Genomic DNA, 12,131 nt, shown 5'->3' on the forward strand with positions numbered 1-12,131 from the left:
TCGGGAACCTGCCATGCCATTGGGATTCATCGGCCTGGGCGTGATGGGCACGCCGATGGCGGGGCACCTCGCGCGGGCCGGGCACTCCGTGCTGGGCTGGTCCCGCTCCGGTCGCAACCACGAAGCGGCCTCCCTCGCCGGCGTGCAGCCCATCGCGCAGCGGCAGGACGTGTTCGATGCCTGCAGAACGATCCTGCTCATGCTGGCCAACGATGAGGCCATCGACAGCGTGCTGGACCGGAACACGCCGGCCTTCCCTGCGCGCGTTCAAGACCGTCTGGTGATCAACATGGGCACCAGCTCGGCGGCCTACTCACAGGCACTGGGCGAACAGATCCGCGCGGCAGGCGGGCGTTATGTGGAGGCACCGGTGTCCGGCTCGCGGGTGCAGGCGGAATCGGCGCAGCTGATCATCATGCTGGCCGGCGACGCTGCTGACGTTGCAGAAGCCTCGCAGCTGCTTGCGCCCCTTGGCCGGCGGTGCGTCGCGTGCGGCCAGGTGCCAGCGGCGCTGCGCATGAAACTGGCGGTGAACCTGTACCTGATCACGCTGGTCACCGCACTGGGCGAGGCCGTGCACTTCGCCGAGGTCCACGGCATCACCCTGGAGCGCTTCGCCGAAGTGCTCAACGCCGGGCCGATGGCCAGCGAGGTATCGCGGATCAAGCTGGACAAGATGATCCAGCAGGACTTCGCGGTGCAGGCCTCGATCACCGATGTCCTGAAGAACAGCGGCCTGGTGGCCGCAGCCGCGCGCGAAGCGGGCATGCAGGCGCCCCTGATCGACGCCAGCGATGCCCTGTTCGCACAGGCGCAGCAGATGGGGCTGGGCGGGCTGGACATGGCGGCCGTGCTGCAGGCGATCCGGGGCGGCCCAGCGGCCACGGGCGGGGCCTGATCCGGATTCATCTTCCGGCACTACAGCGGTCCCTGCCCGCTGCTATATTCAGTCCAGCTCGGCAGGCATGGTGCCTGCCCACGAATCACAGGGAGTTGGACATGGGTCTGGTACAGGCGGTGAAGGGTGCGGTCGGTGGTGTGCTGGCCGACCAGTGGAAGGACTTCTACACCGTGCCGACAGGCCTGCCCTCGACGGCGGCCCTGTTCGCAGCGGTGCCGCGCGGCACCAACGCCGGCCGCGGTTCCAACACCAGCGGCTCGTCCAACATCATCACCAATGGCTCGAAGATCATCGTGCCGGAAGGCTACGGCCTGCTGCTGTTCCAGGACGGCGCGATCACCGCGTTCGTCGCCGAACCGGGTGGCTACGAGTGGCGTTCGGACGATCTGAACTCGCAGTCGATCTTCGCCGGTGACGGCCTGGTCAGCACCTTCATCAAGCAGAGCTGGGAACGCTTCAAGTTCGGTGGCCAGCCGGGCTCGCAGCAGGCGGCCTATTTCGTATCGCTGAAGGAGCTGCCGGACAACCGCTTCGGTACCCAGTCGGAAATCTACTGGGACGATGGTTTCCTCAACACCCAGGTGGGTGCGGTCACGCGCGGCTCGTACACGCTGAAGATCGTCGACCCGATCCTGTTCGTGAAGAACTTCGTGCCGGCCAGCTACCTGCAGCCGGGCCAGGTGTTCGACTTCACCGACCTGGACAACGCCGCCGCCAGCCAGCTGTTCAATGAAGTGGTCGGTTCGCTGGCCCCGGCCTTCAGCCTGTATACCAACGACCCGGGCAAGGGCAACCGCATCACCAAGCTGCAGCAGGACTCGCTGGGCTTCGCGCAGAGCTTGTCGGCTGCGGTCGAACAGGGTTACCAGTGGAAATCCGATCGCGGCCTGGCCATCGTCAAGACCGCGATCGTCTCCATCGAGTACGACGCGAATACCCGCGAGCTGCTGAAGACCGTGCAGCGTGCCGATGCCCTGTCGGGTTCGCGCGGCAATTCCAACCTGCAGGCGAGCGTGGCCCAGGGCATCCAGTCGGCCGGCGAGAACGGCGGTGCGGCCGGCCTGGTCGGTGTCGGCATGGCCTCGGGCATGTTCGGTGTCGGTGGCATGCAGCAGCCGGTCGCCCCGGCTGCCGACGATCCGGTGGCCAAGCTGAAGAAGGCCAAGGAAATGCTGGACCTGGGCCTGATCACGCAGGGCGACTATGACGCCCTGAAAGCCAAGGCACTGGGCCTGTAACAGCAGGACGCACAACGAACATGTCCGATCCACGAAACGGCCCACCGCCGCTGCCCGGATCCGCGCCCGCGACGCCGCCGCCCCTGCCGGCGGCGTCGTTGGATGGGCCCGGTTCGCCGCAGGATGTCCCTCCCCTGCCCGGCAGCTTCCCGCTGGACACTTCGAAACTGCCACAGGCCATCCGCGATGAAGTGGAGGCGCCCGATCCTGTGGCCATCGATACCTCGGCCAGCGAGCTGAAGGACGGCCTCAACCGCTGCCCGAAGTGCGGTGCCACCGACATCCGGCCCAAGGCCGGCACCGATATCCTCGTCTGCCTGTACTGCCGTCACGAATGGCACGGTGCACGGGTGGAGGAGGAATTCGGGCTGGGCGAGGCCATCGACCAGCTGCACGGTACGGTCATCGCCTCGGGCGCGCGTGACATCGATGCCGACACCTCGGCGCTGATGACGTTCAAATGCACCGGTTGCGGCGCTGAAGTCACGGTCAACACCGAGAGTACGATGACGGCACGCTGCCATTGGTGCCGCCATGTGTTCGGCGTCAACGAGCAGATCGCCAACGGCGCGGTGCCCGATGCGGTGCTGCCCTTCCATATCAGGAAGGACGACGCGGTCGCGCGCATCCGCCAGTTCGTCGACAAGCGCCGCATGTTCGCGCTGAAGGCGTTCAAGGACCAGTTCACCCCGGAGAACGTGGTGGGCGTGTTCCTGCCCTACATGATTGTCGACAGCAATGTCAGCGCCGCCGTGGCCGGCAAGGGCGAGATCCAGACCCGGCAGTACACGGTGGGCAGCGAGAAGAACAAGCGCACCCTGTACGACGCCGATGTCTACCAGATCGAGCGCCAGGTCGACTTCACCGTCGATGACCTGCCACTGGAATCCTCGGCCGAACGCGGGAATCTCGATACCCGCGCCAACACCAACAACATCATCAACACCATCCTGCCGTTCGATACCAAGAACGCGGTGAAATGGAACGCCTCGTACCTGGCCGGCTTCACCTCTGAAAAGCGCAACCTCGATGTGGAGAAGCTGCGGCCACGGCTGGAGGACCAGCTGCTGTCGATCGCCCGCGCGCAGGTGGAAGGTTCGGTGAAGCGTTACAACCGAGGCGTACGCTGGGAACAGGAGCAGCTTGAGGTGCATGGCACGCGCTGGGTGTCGATGTACCTGCCGGTGTGGCTGTACTCATACCACCAGCCCGGAAAGAACGGCGGCATGCTGCACTACATCGCGGTGAACGGCCGTACCGGCGAAACCATGGGCAGCGTGCCCGTGCAGCAATGGAAGATGCTGCTGGCGGCACTGGCTACCGGCACCGTCATTGAAGCCCTCGCAATAGCCTTCCTGGTGGCATCGACATGAGCGACGACAGTGGCCTCTGGCTGTTGGCGGCAGGTCCGGCCGGCGCAACCGCGCTGTACTGGGCGCTGTACCGCTATTACCGCAACACCGACAAATCGCACTCCTTCGAGCACGAGACCGACATCGAGGCCAAGCCGGTCACCGGCTCGGACCAGCAGGTGGGCAGGGTTACCGGCACCGAGGACAAGCGCATCCGCGGTGACAACGTGTACGAGTACCGGAAACGGGTGGTCAGGGTGAAGCCCGACCAGTAGAGCCAGGCCAAGCCTGGCTGAGGGTAATGCCGGCCGCTGGCCGGCATTCCCTCGGTCTCTGGACGTCAAAGGGGAGCCGGCCAGCGGCCGGCACTACCTGTCAGCCGGCCTGCCCCAGCCGCACCTTCAACTGCTGGATCTCCTGTTCGCTGACCCCGATCGACTTCAGGTACCCCTCCGCGCCACCGTACTGGCTGTGCAAGGCCGCCAGGAACTGCTCCATGTTGTCCGGCGCGGTACCGGCCATGCCCGCCATCTTGCGGCCGATCTCCGGGTTCTGCCTGACCAGCGCCATGATCTGCGCGTTCATCGCGCTGTCCTTCGGCTGGCCTTCCAGGTAGTGCGCGGAGATCGCGTAGTTGTGCACGATCTCGGCCTTCGGCACGCCGGCCAGGTCCAGCAGCAGGCCGGCGATGATGCCGGTGCGGTCCTTGCCGGCCGTGCAATGGAACAGCACCGTGCCGTCCTGCTGCGCGGCAATGCGCTGGAACACCTGCTTGAACTGCGGCTGGCTGTGGCCCAACCACTGCACATAGGCTTCGCCCAGCGAATCCGGGAAGCTGGTCATCAGCTTCTGCAGGTCCATCTTCTCGGTGCCCATCAGCGAAATGCGCTGGTAGTCGAAGCGGTCGTCCCTGGCCAGCAGGTCCGGCGACTGCGCTTCCTCATCGGCGGTGCGCAGGTCGATGTCCAGCTTCACGCCCGCGGCGGCCAGGGCGTCACGGTCGGCATCGGTCAGGCGGCCGAGGTCGGCGGTACGTACGAACGCATCGGCCGGAATCGGGCCGTGGCGGCCCTGCAGGCCGGCGAAGCTGCGCACATTCCAGGCGCCCTGCAGCGGGATCACCCGCTGCGCATCGGCAGCGACGGGCTTCACATTGGCGGCGGCGGCCGCCTTGGTGGCAACGGCCTGCGGTGCGTCGGCGGCAACCGCGGTTGCGGACGACGACAGGCCCAGCATCAGGGCCAGGGCAAGGTTGGCGTGGTGGGTCTTCATGGGGTTCTCCAGTCGAATCAGAAGTTGACGGCCACATCCAGGCCGAAGGTGCGCGGGTCGTTGAAGATGCCGCTCTGGCCCAGCGCCGGGCTGTTGATCTTGTAGAACAGGTGCTGCTCATCCAGCAGGTTGCGCGCCCACAGCGAGAACGACAGGGTGGTGCCGGTGCTGTTCACCGGCACATCCACCAGTGCCACGCGTGCATTCACCACGAACGAGCTGTCGGTGAGCATCTGGTCGTACTCGCTGGTGTAGTAACCATCGGACCAGTTGCCATCCACATGGAATTTCAGTGCCGAGAAGTTGGCAAACGGCACCAGGTAGTCCACCGACAGGCTGCCCGCGTTCTTCGGCGCCAGCAGCGGCTGCACAGTCACCTGCACGCCCGCGCCGAAGGGGTCGGTCGCGGTCTGCGCATCGATCTTCGTGTAGGCGTAGTTGAGGCCGAGGGTGAGGTTGTCCACCGGCATCACGTTGAACTCCAGCTCCGCGCCGCGCGACTTTCCATCGCCCAGTGCATTGGTAGTGACCATGGTGGTGCGGGTTTCACCGCTGTTCGGGTCGAACGGCAGCGAGAAGTCCATCTGCTTGTGCGCGATGGTCGAATCGAATACCGCCAGGTTCAGGCGGGCACGGTTGTCCCAGAACTGCGATTTGAAGCCCAGCTCATAGGCCGTCACCTCTTCCGGACCAAACGCGCTGTAGTTGGTGGAACGCGAATTGGCACCCCCGGCCTTGAAGCCGGTGCTGTACTTGGCATACACCATCGCGTGCTCGCCAAGGTCGTAGGCGATGTTGACCATCGGGTCGAAGCGGCTCCAGCGGTCCTTGAATGCAAGGCTCGTTGCCGCGCCATTGACGATGTACAGGCTGCCCTTCTTGTCATCACGGGTGTAGCGCCCGCCGGCGGTCAGGTGCAGGCGCTGCAGTGCCTCCGGCGTCCATGTGGCCTGTCCGAACACGCCCAGGCTGTCGGTCCACGCCTTGCTGGCGCGATCGATGCGCACCCGCGAGAGATCCAGTGGATTGGTCGCCGGGTTCACCGTGTAGCTGTTGCCACCCGGCCCCCAGACCAGCATGTTCGGGGTCTGCGCATTGTCGCCGGCAGTCTCGTGATAGTAGAAGGCACCGCCGAGGAACTGCACCTGCGAGGTGTTTCCGATCAGCTGGAATTCCTGGCTGTACTGGTGTTGGTAGACCTGCGCCAGGCTGTAGCGCCCGAACGGCGTGCCGGCACCACCATAGGCCGATATCGCATCGACCAGGCCCATGTCGAACTGGCCCTGGGTCAGTTCGCGGTAGGAACTGATCGACTTCAGTTCCAGGTTCTCGTTCAACACCCACGACAGGTTCAGCAGATGGCCACTGGTGCGGCCGATGTTGTCTTCCTGCGGTCCGCCCAGGATCGCGCTGTCGCGGCGGTCCAGGCTGGCACCGGCCTTCTGCAGCGGGCTGAGGTAGGCGCCGGGCACCAGCACCTGGGTGTGGTACGGCGTGGTGGCGTCGTAGGAGCGGTCGAAGGCGTACAACAGGGAGAAGTCATCGCTCGGCTGCCACAGCGCGCTCAGGCGTGCGCCGCGCTTGTCGTAGCTGTTGAAGTCACGCTCACCGCGCATCGGGTTGTCGGTGGTGCCACCGCGCCGGGCCTGCACGGCATCGATCTTGAAGCTGACATCGCCCACCTTGGGCAGGTCCAGGTGCAGCGCGCTGTTGTAGCCACTGAAGTTGGACACCCCTGCGCTGACGCTGCCACCAAACTCGCCGGTCGGCGCCCTGGTCACGATGCTCACCGCGCCGCCCTCGGTATTGCGGCCGAACAGCGTGCCCTGCGGGCCCTTCAGCACTTCGATGCGCTCCACGTCGTAGAGCATGCTGCCCAGGCCCTGCGCGCGGCCCATGAACACGCCGTCGACGTAGATGCCGACGCCGGCATCGCGCGCCGGCTGGTTGGCGTCGCCGGAGGCACCGATGCCACGGATGCCGATATTCAGTGCAGAACTACGGGTGGCGAACGGCGTGACCCGCAGCGAGGGGATGGAGCCATCGGACAGGCTGCCGAGCGAAATCGCGCTGCGGTCCTTCAGCGCTTCGGCATCGACCACCGACACCGAGATCGGCGTCTCCTGCAGGTTGGTGGCGCGCTTCTGTGCGGTCACCATCACCTGGTCGAGGGCGACCACGGTGCGTGCTGCATCGGCGGACGCGCTGGCGTCGGCACCAGAACTGTCTTCGGCATGGGCCAGCGCCGGCAGAGCGGCGGCGATGGCGAGGGCGAGCAACGGGCGGTGCAGCGTGGCGTGGCGCATCGGACTCATTCGCGGAAGGAGAAGGCCGACGCAGTCTGGGAGGCGGGAATTACAAATGAATGACCGTTCATTCACAGCTTTTGTGACGTACTATCCCGCCTCTGGACGCCCTGACCGCACGCAATGACGCCGAAATCCGCCCTCGCCCCGACCACCGAAGATCCCGCTGCCGCCCATGCCGAGGCCCAGCGCCGGCGCATCCTCGATGCCGCCCAGAAGTGCTTCATCACCCGCGGCTTCCATGCCGGTTCCATCGGCGAAATCGCCGCCGAGGCCGAGATCAGCCAGGGGCTGATGTACCGCTATTTCGCCAACAAGCGCGCCTTGATCCTGGCCCTGATCGAGCGCCAGCTGCGCCACGACCAGGCTTCGATCAGCGCGATGCCGGCGGCATCCGATCTGGTCGACGGGCTGTTGGAGTGCTACCAGCAATGGGCGCGCGGCGAAGTGCTGCCGATCCACGGCAATGCCATCGCCAGCGTGGCGCTGTACGCGGAAATCAACGCCGAAGCACACCGCGACCCGGTGCTGGCGCAGGTGCTGCGCACGCACGACCAACAGACCAGCAACGCGATCCATGCCTGGCTGCGCCAGCGCGACATGGGCCTGGGCAGGCCGGTCGACGAGGAGCGCATCGCCGCGCGCACCCTGCTGCTGCGGCTGCTGGTGGAGGGCCTGGCCATGCGCGCGGTGCGCGACCCGGATCTTCCGCCGGCCCGGGTACGTACCCTGCTGGCCGATGCCATTGGGCGGGTGATGGCCGATTGAGGCGCGCCATCACGCCGTCTCCCGCCCTGCCGGTTCGATACTCGCGCGGTCCCACCTGCCGAGGATCCTGCGATGGCTGCCGCGCTTGCCCGTACCTGCCTGGCCGCGCTGTGCTGCCTGGCCCTGCCTGCCCTGGCCCAGGACGCCTCGCTCGGCTTCGGCCAACAGGCCACCCGCACCGACCAGGCCACACAATCGAGCAGCACCCAGACCCGGAACAGTGGCTCGATGACCACGCAGACCACCACCAGCGGAACCTCGCAGTCCGAGTCTCGCAGCGAAAGCAAAGGCATCGACGTGGGCTTCGGTTTTCACGACAACGACGACTGGGGCCATGACCGTCGGCACGGCGGCCGCGATGTGCGCGACAGCGATCTGGTCGGCAGCTGGACACTGGGCCAGGAGAATGGCAGCAACTGCACCATCGAGCTGAAGAACACGGCGTGGTTCGGCGGCTATAGTGCCTATGTGCCTGCCGGTTGCCCGGATGGCTTCTTCTCCGCCAACCGCTGGGTGCTGTCGGGCAACCAGCTGCTGCTGACCGATACCAGCAACACCGTATTCGGGCGCTTCCGCGCATCCGGAGGCGGGCGTTGGACCGGCTACCGTGAATCGGATGGGGCACGCCTGTATCTCAATCCCAAGGAGCGTTGAAGTGCCCTCTCCACGCAACCCGCTTGGCATCGGCCCCTGGCTGCTGCTGGCTGCACTGCTGCCCGGCGCGCTGGTCAGCGCCGCCACCGTTGCAACGCCGCCGTTGGCACCTGTCGAAGCGCGCATACCGTTCGCACCTGCACCGTTCACCGGCAGTGACGGCGCACGCCATCTTGCCTACGAACTGCACATCAGCAATTTCTATGGCGACACCGGCACGCTGGTTCCGCAGCGGCTGCAGGTGCTCGCCGACACCTCAGACGCACCGCTGTTGAACCTGGATGGCGCGGCGCTGTCCGCGTGGGCTCGCCCCGCCGCTGCCGAGGGCGCGCCGCCGTCCATCGCTGCCGGCAAGCGCCTGGTCCTGTTCCTCTGGCTGACGCTGCCCGCTGATGCACCGATCCCCCTTGTGCTCCGCCACCACATCGATTTCGCCACGGAAAAAGCCGGAATCACCACGCTTGATGGCACCCCGGTCAACGTCGGCACCCAGCCGCTGCCGGTGCTCGGGCCACCGCTGCGCGGCGGCCGCTGGCTGGCCCATGAGGGCCCGGGCGCCGCGCAGTCGCACCATTGGGGAAGCCTGGTGGCGGTGAACGGTGCGCTGACCATCCCGCAGCGGTTCGCGCTCGATCTGGTCGGCGTGGATGCACAGGGCCGTGCGGTGCATGCCGCTCCCGCGCACCTGCAGGACACGCGCCACCAGGATTGGGTGGGCTATGCCGCACCGGTACTGGCCGTGGCCGACGGTGTGGTCCGCGATGTCCGCGACGGCGAGCCGGAGCATCGCCCCCTGACCCCACAGCCCGAGCCAGCCTCGCTGACCAGCCACGGCCTGTTCGGCAATTATGTGGTGCTGGAGATTTCGCCGGGGGTATTCGCCAGCTACGCCCATCTGCGCAAGGGCAGCATCAAGGTGAAGCCCGGCCAGCGCGTGCAGCGCGGCCAGGTGCTGGGAGCGCTCGGCCAGTCGGGCAACTCCGCAGCGCCGCATCTGCATTTCCAGCTGTCCAACGGCGTCCGCTTCGAAGGCTCGGAGGGCATCCCCTACGTCTTCGATCAGTTCCAGTATTTCGGCCCCGAAACCGAGGCGCAGCTGTTCGGCCAGGGAGAGTCTTGGACGGCCCCGCCCGCACAGCTTCGCCAGCAAGAACTGCCACTCAACGATGTTGTGATCGGTTTCTGAAAACCGCCGCACACAGCTGCGTGGGCGGTGCGCGACCCCGATCCGGCAACGCCCGCGATCGGCAATGTGTGAGTCCGATCACAGGGCCGGCCAGGACTCACACCCGCATCACCCTTCCGTGGCGATAGATAACACCTGCTGGTGTAGCGTGACGCCGACGCCAGCCGTTACTGCCCTCGCCCCCAGCCACGCCACGCGCCATGGACGAAGCCGACCGACTGCTTGAAATCGACAGACTCAGCCTGCTCGATACACCGCCCGAGCCGGTGTTCGATGCGATCGTCGCCGCGGCCCGCGCAGCGACCGGCATGACCATGGCGCTGATCTCGGTCGTGGCCGACGAGCGCCAGTGGTTCAAGGCCAACATCGGTCTGGAGGGCGTCAGCGAGACGGCCCGCGAGATCTCGTTCTGCACCCATGCGATCCGCCAGGACGAACTTTTCGAGATTCCCGATGCACGCCAGGACCCTCGTTTTTCCACCAATCCGCTGGTGACCGGCGGCCCGCGCATCCGCCACTACGCCGGCATCTCGCTGGGCTCGGCGCATGGCGCGCGCATCGGAACGCTGTGCCTGCTCGATGCCATGCCGGGCGTGCTGTCGCCATCGCAGCGCGAGCTGATGGTGCACCTGGCCCGGGTCACTACCCAGGTGCTGGAACAGCGCAGCACGCTGCTGGCACAGGTCGGCCAGGCCAAGGCACTGCATCGTGAGCTGAAGCGCAGCGAGGATTTCCTGGAGCGCACCAATCGCGCCGCACGCGTCGGCGGCTGGGAGCTGGACCTGGTCAGCAACGAGGTGCGCTGGACACGCGAGACCAAGCTGATCCACGGCGTGCGTGCCAATTACCAGCCCACGCTGGAAACGGCCCTGTCGTTCTATCGCGAGGACAGCCGGAGCATCATCCGCACGGCCGTGCAGCGCTGCATCGACGAGGGCGCCTCCTGGGAGGTGCAGCTGCCGATGACCACGGCCGACGGGCGCAGCATCTGGACCCGCGTCGTCGGCGGCCGCCAGCAGGTGGATGGCCATCCGCGCCTGGTGGGTGCGATCCAGGACATCACCGAAGAGCGCGCCGCACTGGATGCGCTGGAGGCGAGCGAGACACGCTACCGGCGGCTGTTCCATTACAGCCTGGGCCTGATCTGCACGCATACGCTGGAAGGCGTGCTGACATCGGTGAACCCGGCGGCCGTGCAGTCGCTGGGTTTCGATGAGGGCCAGATGATCGGGCGCAGCCTGTGTGACCTGATGCCACCGGAGAAGCATGCCGCCTTCAAGGCATATCTCGCACGCATCACGGTCAACCACACCGATGCCGGCGTGATCGAACTCATCGCCGCCGATGGCACCCGCCACTTCTGGGCGTATCACAACGTGCTCGACGGCGAGGCCAATCCTCCCTATGTGCTGGGCCATGCGCAGGACGTAACGGCGCTGCGCATGCAGGAACAGCAACTTCGCGAGATGTCGTTCAAGGACCCCCTCACCCAGAGCTACAACCGCCGCTTCCTGCCCCGCCTGGACGAACTGGGCGACCAGGCATGGGCCTGCCTGATGTTCGATCTCGATCATTTCAAGCAGATCAACGACACCCAGGGTCATGCGCGTGGCGACACCGTGCTGGCAGAGTTCGCCGCATTCCTGCGCGCTCCGCTGGGTACCGCGGAACATGTGGTGCGGATGGGCGGCGACGAGTTCATGGTGGTGCTGACCGCGCCGGCGCCGGGCCGGTTGGCCACGCTGGAGCAGTGGTATGTCCAGCAGGCCGGGCGGTCACCCACGCCGTTCTCGCTGGGTGCGACCCACCATGCGCCGGGCGAGTCGGTGGCCGACACCCTCCAGCGTGCCGACAGCCGGCTGTACCGCGAACGCGCACGCGTGCGCACGCATCCGCGGCCGGCATCCTGAGGCTGCCCGTGTAGAGCCGAGCCCATGCTCGGCTTGCTGCGCGCAGCGCGGGTTCATGGTGGACTGAACGGAGAGCAGCCGAGCATGGCTCGGCTCTACAGGTGCGGCAGCGAGCATGGCCCTACTCCGCCGCCACTGCCCGTGTAGAGCCGAGCCCATGCTCGGCTTGCTGCGCGCAGCGCAGGGTTCATGGTGGACCGACCGGAGAGCAGCCGAGCATGGGCTCGGCTCTACAGGTGCGGCAGCGAGCATGGCCCTACTCCGCCGCCACTGCCCGTGTAGAGCCGAGCCCATGCTCGGCTTGCTGCGCGCCGCGCGGGGTTCATGGTGGACCGACCGGAGAGCAGCCGAGCATGGGCTCGGCTCTACAGGTACGACAGCGAGCGTGGCCCTGCTCCGCCGCCACTGCCCGTGTAGAGCCGAGATCCTATGTTCGAGATCAAGCCTGCTGGAAGCAGGCTTGACCCACTTTCAGCATGGTCGGATCGAACTCCCGGCCGCTCTTGAAGACGCCCCAGGCAATCCTGGCCAGCTTTCTGGCCAG

10 protein-coding genes and 1 pseudogene are annotated in these 12,131 nt (G+C 66.4%); 8 read left to right on the forward strand and 3 right to left on the reverse strand.

Features of this window, described 5'->3' with window-relative positions; translation table 11 throughout:
- Nucleotides 1-13 precede the first annotated feature (13 nt).
- The 4 genes from B9Y64_RS19665 to B9Y64_RS19680 all read left to right on the forward strand — a co-directional run bounded on the left by B9Y64_RS19665 (nt 14) and on the right by B9Y64_RS19680 (nt 3,766).
- Nucleotides 14-898, forward strand: coding sequence for an NAD(P)-dependent oxidoreductase (locus B9Y64_RS19665; protein WP_100442087.1), 885 nt, complete (start codon nt 14-16; stop codon nt 896-898).
- A gap of 101 nt (nt 899-999) precedes the next feature.
- Complete coding sequence (locus tag B9Y64_RS19670; RefSeq protein WP_014647262.1) at nt 1,000-2,139, forward strand: SPFH domain-containing protein; 1,140 nt, start codon at nt 1,000-1,002, stop codon at nt 2,137-2,139.
- Nucleotides 2,140-2,159: 20 nt separating this feature from the next.
- A complete protein-coding gene (locus B9Y64_RS19675; protein ID WP_100442088.1) occupies nt 2,160-3,512 on the forward strand; it encodes a hypothetical protein in 1,353 nt (450 codons plus the stop codon).
- Entirely contained in the window at nt 3,509-3,766 is a 258-nt protein-coding gene (locus B9Y64_RS19680; RefSeq protein WP_100442089.1) for a hypothetical protein, read from the forward strand. Before B9Y64_RS19675 ends, B9Y64_RS19680 begins: the two co-directional genes overlap by 4 nt.
- Before the next feature lie 100 nt (nt 3,767-3,866).
- Here the strand turns inward: B9Y64_RS19680 and B9Y64_RS19685 are convergent, their stop codons facing one another.
- Both B9Y64_RS19685 and B9Y64_RS19690 read right to left on the reverse strand, forming a co-directional pair.
- Nucleotides 3,867-4,763 (reverse strand): tyrosine-protein phosphatase, encoded by an 897-nt coding sequence (locus B9Y64_RS19685; protein WP_100442090.1) that lies wholly within the window; start codon nt 4,761-4,763, stop codon nt 3,867-3,869.
- A 17-nt stretch (nt 4,764-4,780) separates the two neighbouring features.
- The gene (locus B9Y64_RS19690) at nt 4,781-7,069 is read right to left on the reverse strand and encodes a TonB-dependent receptor (protein WP_202909088.1); all 2,289 of its coding nucleotides are present in this window, start codon (nt 7,067-7,069) and stop codon (nt 4,781-4,783) included.
- 123 nt (nt 7,070-7,192) lie between these two features.
- On the opposite strand from B9Y64_RS19690, the gene B9Y64_RS19695 reads away from it, so the two are divergent.
- The 4 genes from B9Y64_RS19695 to B9Y64_RS19710 all read left to right on the forward strand — a co-directional run bounded on the left by B9Y64_RS19695 (nt 7,193) and on the right by B9Y64_RS19710 (nt 11,587).
- Entirely contained in the window at nt 7,193-7,837 is a 645-nt protein-coding gene (locus tag B9Y64_RS19695) for a TetR/AcrR family transcriptional regulator (protein WP_100442092.1), read from the forward strand.
- A 72-nt stretch (nt 7,838-7,909) separates the two neighbouring features.
- Complete coding sequence (locus B9Y64_RS19700) at nt 7,910-8,491, forward strand: AprI/Inh family metalloprotease inhibitor (RefSeq protein WP_100442093.1); 582 nt, start codon at nt 7,910-7,912, stop codon at nt 8,489-8,491.
- A 1-nt stretch (nt 8,492) separates the two neighbouring features.
- Complete coding sequence (locus tag B9Y64_RS19705) at nt 8,493-9,677, forward strand: M23 family metallopeptidase (RefSeq protein ID WP_157804546.1); 1,185 nt, start codon at nt 8,493-8,495, stop codon at nt 9,675-9,677.
- 200 nt (nt 9,678-9,877) lie between these two features.
- Nucleotides 9,878-11,587 (forward strand): sensor domain-containing diguanylate cyclase, encoded by a 1,710-nt coding sequence (locus B9Y64_RS19710; protein WP_100442095.1) that lies wholly within the window; start codon nt 9,878-9,880, stop codon nt 11,585-11,587.
- A 439-nt stretch (nt 11,588-12,026) separates the two neighbouring features.
- On the opposite strand, the pseudogene B9Y64_RS22620 reads toward B9Y64_RS19710, so the two are convergent.
- Nucleotides 12,027-12,131: pseudogene (locus tag B9Y64_RS22620) on the reverse strand (IS110 family transposase); the annotation flags it as partial.

The sequence above is a fragment of the Stenotrophomonas maltophilia genome (assembly GCF_002799245.1).
Lineage (GTDB): Bacteria > Pseudomonadota > Gammaproteobacteria > Xanthomonadales > Xanthomonadaceae > Stenotrophomonas > Stenotrophomonas maltophilia_S.

Bases quoted from the DNA above. Each gene is read 5' to 3' on its own strand.
- B9Y64_RS19665 (WP_100442087.1), top strand. From the start codon at position 14: ATGCCATTGGGATTCATCGGCCTGGGCGTGATGGGCACGCCGATGGCG.
- B9Y64_RS19670 (WP_014647262.1), top strand. From the start codon at position 1,000: ATGGGTCTGGTACAGGCGGTGAAGGGTGCGGTCGGTGGTGTGCTGGCC.
- B9Y64_RS19675 (WP_100442088.1), top strand. From the start codon at position 2,160: ATGTCCGATCCACGAAACGGCCCACCGCCGCTGCCCGGATCCGCGCCC.
- B9Y64_RS19680 (WP_100442089.1), top strand. From the start codon at position 3,509: ATGAGCGACGACAGTGGCCTCTGGCTGTTGGCGGCAGGTCCGGCCGGC.
- B9Y64_RS19685 (WP_100442090.1), bottom strand. From the start codon at position 4,763: ATGAAGACCCACCACGCCAACCTTGCCCTGGCCCTGATGCTGGGCCTG.
- B9Y64_RS19690 (WP_202909088.1), bottom strand. From the start codon at position 7,069: ATGCGCCACGCCACGCTGCACCGCCCGTTGCTCGCCCTCGCCATCGCC.
- B9Y64_RS19695 (WP_100442092.1), top strand. From the start codon at position 7,193: ATGACGCCGAAATCCGCCCTCGCCCCGACCACCGAAGATCCCGCTGCC.
- B9Y64_RS19700 (WP_100442093.1), top strand. From the start codon at position 7,910: ATGGCTGCCGCGCTTGCCCGTACCTGCCTGGCCGCGCTGTGCTGCCTG.
- B9Y64_RS19710 (WP_100442095.1), top strand. From the start codon at position 9,878: ATGGACGAAGCCGACCGACTGCTTGAAATCGACAGACTCAGCCTGCTC.